Origin of the sequence: Micromonospora sp. D75 (assembly GCF_018070405.1) — a bacterium.
GTDB classification, from domain to species: domain Bacteria; phylum Actinomycetota; class Actinomycetes; order Mycobacteriales; family Micromonosporaceae; genus Micromonospora; species Micromonospora chalcea.
Window position 1 is genome coordinate 1 of record NZ_JAGPXV010000457.1, and the last position, 4,936, is coordinate 4,936.

Genomic DNA, 4,936 nt, shown 5'->3' on the forward strand with positions numbered 1-4,936 from the left:
CGTCTGCGCGGGGTGGGTCCTGGAAGGCGAGCAGCCCGACCAGCGTCATCTCCCGTTCGTCGGCGACGGCGACGGCGGTGGCGCCGGGCATGGCTCGCACGGCGAGGCCCAGCACCCGGTCGCCCTGGTCGCTGAGCGCGGCGAACCGTCGCAGGACCCGCTCGCGTACCTCGTCCAGCGGTACCGTGCCCGCGGCGGTGCGTGCGGTGGCGCAGACGTCGAGCACCGCGCGTAGCGCACCCTTGGTGACCAGGATCGGCTCGTCTCCGTCGCGCACCAGCAGGGACAGGCGCTGGCGGGTGAAGTCGTAGGGCGCCTCGGCGATGCGGGTGCCCTGGTCGGCGGGTGGTTGCCCCCTCATGATCGCCGTGTCGACAGGGTTGGGAAATCCACGCTGGAGGCCGGCGTTGAGCCTCGCGAGCCGGGCCACCTCGGCGTCCGGCTCACCGTCGACCGAGAGGCAGCCGGTGAGGGTGACCGTGCCGGCGGTGAGGGTGCCGGTCTTGTCGGTCAGCAGCACGGTCATGGCGCCGAAGTCCTCGATGACCTCGAGGCGCTTGACGATGACCCGGTGCGCGGCCATCGCACGGGCGCCGGCGGAGAGGCTGACCGCGACGATCGCCGGCAGCATCTGCGGGGTCAGCCCGACGGCGAGGGCGAGCGAGAACAGCAGGGAGTCGATGACCGGGCGGTGCAGCAGCAGGTTGGCGACGAAGATGCCGACCAGCAGCACCACCATGATCCGCACGAGCAGCAGCCCGAAGCGGGTCAGCCCGCGCTGGAAGCCGGTGCTGGCGGGGCGGGAGGCGACCCGGCGGGACACCGCTCCGAAGGTGCTGTCGCGGCCGGTGCGCATCACCACCGCGCGCGCGGTGCCGCTGGCCACGTGCGTACCCATCCACAGCGCGTTGCCGCGCGCGGTCAGCTCCGCGTCCGGCGGCGACGGGTCGTCCGACTTGGGTACGGGGAACGACTCACCGGTAAGCACCGCCTGGTCGACCTGCAGACGTTCCGCCTGAACGATCCGGCAGTCCGCCGGGACGACGTCCCCGGCGCGCAGCACCACGAGGTCGCCGACGACGACCTCCTCGACCGGTACGGACACCTCACGCCCGTCGCGGATCACCTCGGTGTCCACCCGGACCCGGGCCTGCAACGCGTCGACGGCCCGCCCGGCGGCGTGTTCCTGCCAGAAGCCGAGGCCGCCGCTGGCCGCGACGATGGCCAGGATGATGGTGCCGTCGATCAGATCCCCGACGGCCATCGACAGCAGGGTCGCGGCAATCAGGATCAGGATGATCGGGCTGGTGAACTGCGACAGCAGGAGCCGCCAGCCCCGCCTGGCGCCCGCGTCGACCCGGTTGGGCCCGTGCTCGCGCAGCAGGGCGGCGGCGCGTTCACCGGTGAGCCCGGCCGTGGAGGCTCCGACGGCGGCCACGGCCTGCGGCAGCGGCCCGGCCCAGAACGCCGCGCGCCCGTCGTCTGCTCGCCCCACTGCGCACTCCGCGGTCGCCGGCCACCCCCACGAGTGACGCTACCGATCCGCCCCACCGCGCGCGGGTGATTGGCCTGCCCGCTCACCGTCGGCCGGTTCGCGCCGTGCCCTCTGCCACGCCCGCAGCGCCACGCCGACGCCGATCAGGGCCAGCAGCGCCCACTCCCCGATGCCCAGTTCCCGTTCCAGATAGCGGTAGGAGGCGGCGCCCAGGTAGCCCAGCAGCGCCACGGCCGTCGCCCACACCAGGCCGCCGGCCAGGTTCGCCCGCAGGAACACCGGCCACCGCATCCCACCGGCGCCGGCGATCATGGGAACCACTGCGCGCAGCACCGCCACCCAGCGTCCGATGAGCACCGCCCACGCCCCGCGGCGGGCGACCAGGCGGCGGGCCCGCGCGATGTCGAGGCGCCGGCGCAGCACTCGCGGGGCGCGGGCGAGCACACCCGCGCCGTACCGGCGGCCGAGGGCGTACCCGGCCTGGTCACCGAGGCAGGCCCCGGCCGCCCCGGCGGCCACCACCGCCCACAGCGGCAGCGCGCCACCGTGGGCCACCAGCCCGCCGATCAGGATCGCTGTCTCACCCGGTACGACCAGCCCGAGCAGCGTCGAGGACTCCAGGGCCGGCAGGACGATCACCAGGGTCAGGACGAGCAGCGGCGGCAGCCCCACGAGCACCGCCAGGATCCTGTCCACCCGATGATTGTCGCCCCGGAGAGTGGCCGGTGAGAGAGAAGCGGCTCCCGCGGGCGGACGAAACGTAGGGTTCGGGTCGACGGCAGGGACGGTGCCGGACGAGGGGCGGCCGAGGACCGGTGGGAGCGCGTACGCATCGCCCGTCGCCGGCGTTGCTGGTCAGCCTGACCGTCTCGGCGTGCCTTCTGGCGGCGCTCAGCGCGGCCGTACGCAGCCACCGGGTGCCTCGCTGGGAGCAGGACCTGTTCACCCTGCTCAACCACCTTCCGGCCGGGCTGACCCCGGTCCTGGTCCTGGTCATGCAGGTCGGCTCGTACCCGGCGGTGTTCGTCGCCGCCGCAGCAGCCGTCATCGCACGCCGCATCGGCGCCGCGTGGACTCTCCTGCTGGCCGGGAATCTGGCGTACTGGCTCGCGACAGCCGTCAAGGCCGCGGTCGCCCGGCAGCGGCCCGCGGCGCTGTTCACCGACGTGGTCCTGCGCGAGACGATCACCGGACGCCTCGGGTACCCGTCGGGACACGTCGCGGTCGCCACCGCCCTGGCGCTCGTCGCCGCGCGGGCCGGCGGCCCCCGGTGGCGCCGCGCCGCCTGGGTGGTGATCGGGCTGGTCGCCGTCGCGCGGATCCACGTCGGAGCGCATCTGCCGATCGACGTGGCCGGCGGTGTCCTCGTCGGCTGGCTCGCGGTGTGTCTGACCCGACTCGTGGTCGGCGAGGTCGGGCCGCAACGGTCGGTGCCCGCACTGCGGGCGACGCTGCGGCGGCGCGGGATCGAGGTGGCATGGTTGGCGCCGATCCACGGCGACGCCCGTGGCTCGCAGCCGTGGCAGGCGGTCACCACCGGCGGGCGGCGACTGTTCGTCAAGGTGACCGGTGGCGAGCAACGCGACGCGGACTGGGTCTACAAGCTCTACCGGCGGATGCGCTACCGCCACGTGGCCGACGCGCCGCCGTACCTGAGCGCACGGCAGCAGAGCGAACACGAGACCTGTCTGACCCTGCTCGCCGCGCGTGCCGGCGTGCGGATACCGGCCGTCGTCACGACCGCCGCCGCGCCCGGCGGCGACGCCGTGCTGGTGCAGGAGTTCATCGACGCCGCCCCGCTGGACGCCGTCGTCGGGCCGGTCCCGCTTGCCGCCGTACGCGACGCCTGGGACCAGGTGGCGCGTCTGCACCGGGTGGGCATCGCGCACCGGGACCTGCGGGCCGCGAATGTGCTCGTCGGCCGGGACCACGTCTACCTGGTGGACCTGGGCTTCGGCGCCGACGACGCCTCGGCCGAGCAGCGGGCCCGCGACGTCGTCGAGCTGATGGTCGCCCTGGCCGGCCGGGTCGACCCGGCCGGCGTGGTCGATGCGGCGATCGACCGCCTGGGTGTCGCGGCGGTCGCGGACAGCGTGCCGTTCCTGCAACCCGCGGTGCTGTCCCGCGCCGGCCGGACCGCCCTGCGCGCCCGGCCCGGCATGCTCGACAGCCTTCGCCAGGAGATCCTGCGACGCAGCCCGGACCGCGACCGCCCGGCGGCGAAGGTGGTCCGGATCAGCCGCCGCACCGTCCTGGAGCTGCTGGTCCTGGGGTTGGTCGTGCACCTGCTGCTCCCCCAGCTCGGCGAGATCCGCACCGCCCTGGGTCTGATCGTGCACGCCAACCCGGTAGCGGTCGCCGCGACGCTGCTCGGCTCCGCTCTGACCTACCTGCTCAGCGGTCTCGTGCTCCGGTTGGCCACGGCCGGCCGGGTCCCGCTGGGCGAGGCCACCCTGGTGCAGGTGGCCGCGTCGTTCGCCAACCGGCTGGCGCCCGGCAGCCTCGGCGGCGCCGCGCTCAGCCTGCGTTACCTGCACCAGAAGGGACTCGTCGCCGCTGACGCGGGCACCGCCGTGGCCGTCTCCCGCGCCGCCGGCGTGGTGTCCGTCGTGCTGCTGCTGCCGGTGCTGCTGCCGTTCGCACGCCAGCCCGCCCGCATCCTCACCCACGACGCGGCCAGGGCACTGCCGCTGCTACTGGGCGCCCTGGCCGTGCTTCTGGTCCTCGCCGGCGTGCTCGCCGTACCCCGGGTCCGGCGGCGTGGACGCGCCGCGGCCGGCCAGGTCGTGACCGCGCTGCGCGAACTGCGCCACCAGCACGGGCTGCGGTGGCTCGTCGTCGCGTCGACGGCGCTCACCCTCACCTATGGCCTCTGTCTCTACGTCGCGCTGATCGCCGCCGGCCCGGTCCCGCTGGCCCACCTGCCCCCGGTGATCCTGGTCTGCCTCGTCGGCGAGGGTGTCTCGTCCGCCGCGCCCACCCCCGGCGGGCTCGGCGCCACCGAAGCCGCGCTCGTCTCCGGTCTGCTGCTCTACGGAGTGCCACTGGACGCCGCCGTCGCGGGCACCCTGATCTACCGTCTCGCGACGTTCTGGCTCCCGGTACCGCCGGGATATCTGGCCTTCCGGCTCCTGACCCGGCGCCGGCTGCTGTGAACGCCGGCGACGGCGGGCGATCGTGGGCGGGGCCTGAGCGGCAGTGGCGATCCGCGCGTCTTCGGCTGTCTCCCGAGCTACGCCCGGCCGGGTCAGCCGGTCAGCGCCCGGCGACAGCGGGCGAGTTCCGCGCGCAGATCCCGGCGCAGGGCCCGGTCCAGGCCGGGCTGGGCGAGCGCATGGGCGAAGTCGCGGGCCGCCTCGTCCCACCGGCCCAGCCGGGTCAGGGCCGTGCCCCGGTTGTAGCGCGGCACGGGGGCCTCCGACAGCGCCACCGCCCGGTTCA

At 74.8% G+C, this 4,936-nt stretch carries 3 protein-coding genes and 1 pseudogene; 1 reads left to right on the plus strand and 3 read right to left on the minus strand.

The window, feature by feature from the left end; translation table 11 throughout:
- Together KBX39_RS23000 and KBX39_RS23005 are read right to left on the minus strand one after the other, a co-directional pair.
- On the minus strand, window positions 1–1,495 hold a 1,495-nt coding region (locus KBX39_RS23000), incomplete at its 3' end, for an HAD-IC family P-type ATPase (RefSeq protein WP_210872459.1).
- A 39-nt stretch (window positions 1,496–1,534) separates the two neighbouring features.
- Window positions 1,535–2,191 (minus strand): DedA family protein, encoded by a 657-nt coding sequence (locus KBX39_RS23005; RefSeq protein WP_166456141.1) that lies wholly within the window; start codon window positions 2,189–2,191, stop codon window positions 1,535–1,537.
- Window positions 2,192–2,310: 119 nt separating this feature from the next.
- On the opposite strand from KBX39_RS23005, the gene KBX39_RS23010 reads away from it, so the two are divergent.
- On the plus strand, window positions 2,311–4,650 hold the full coding sequence (locus KBX39_RS23010; protein WP_210872461.1) for a lysylphosphatidylglycerol synthase domain-containing protein: 2,340 nt from the start codon (window positions 2,311–2,313) through the stop codon (window positions 4,648–4,650).
- 92 nt (window positions 4,651–4,742) lie between these two features.
- Here KBX39_RS23010 and KBX39_RS23015 read toward each other — a convergent pair.
- A pseudogene (locus KBX39_RS23015) lies at window positions 4,743–4,936 on the minus strand (hypothetical protein); the annotation flags it as partial.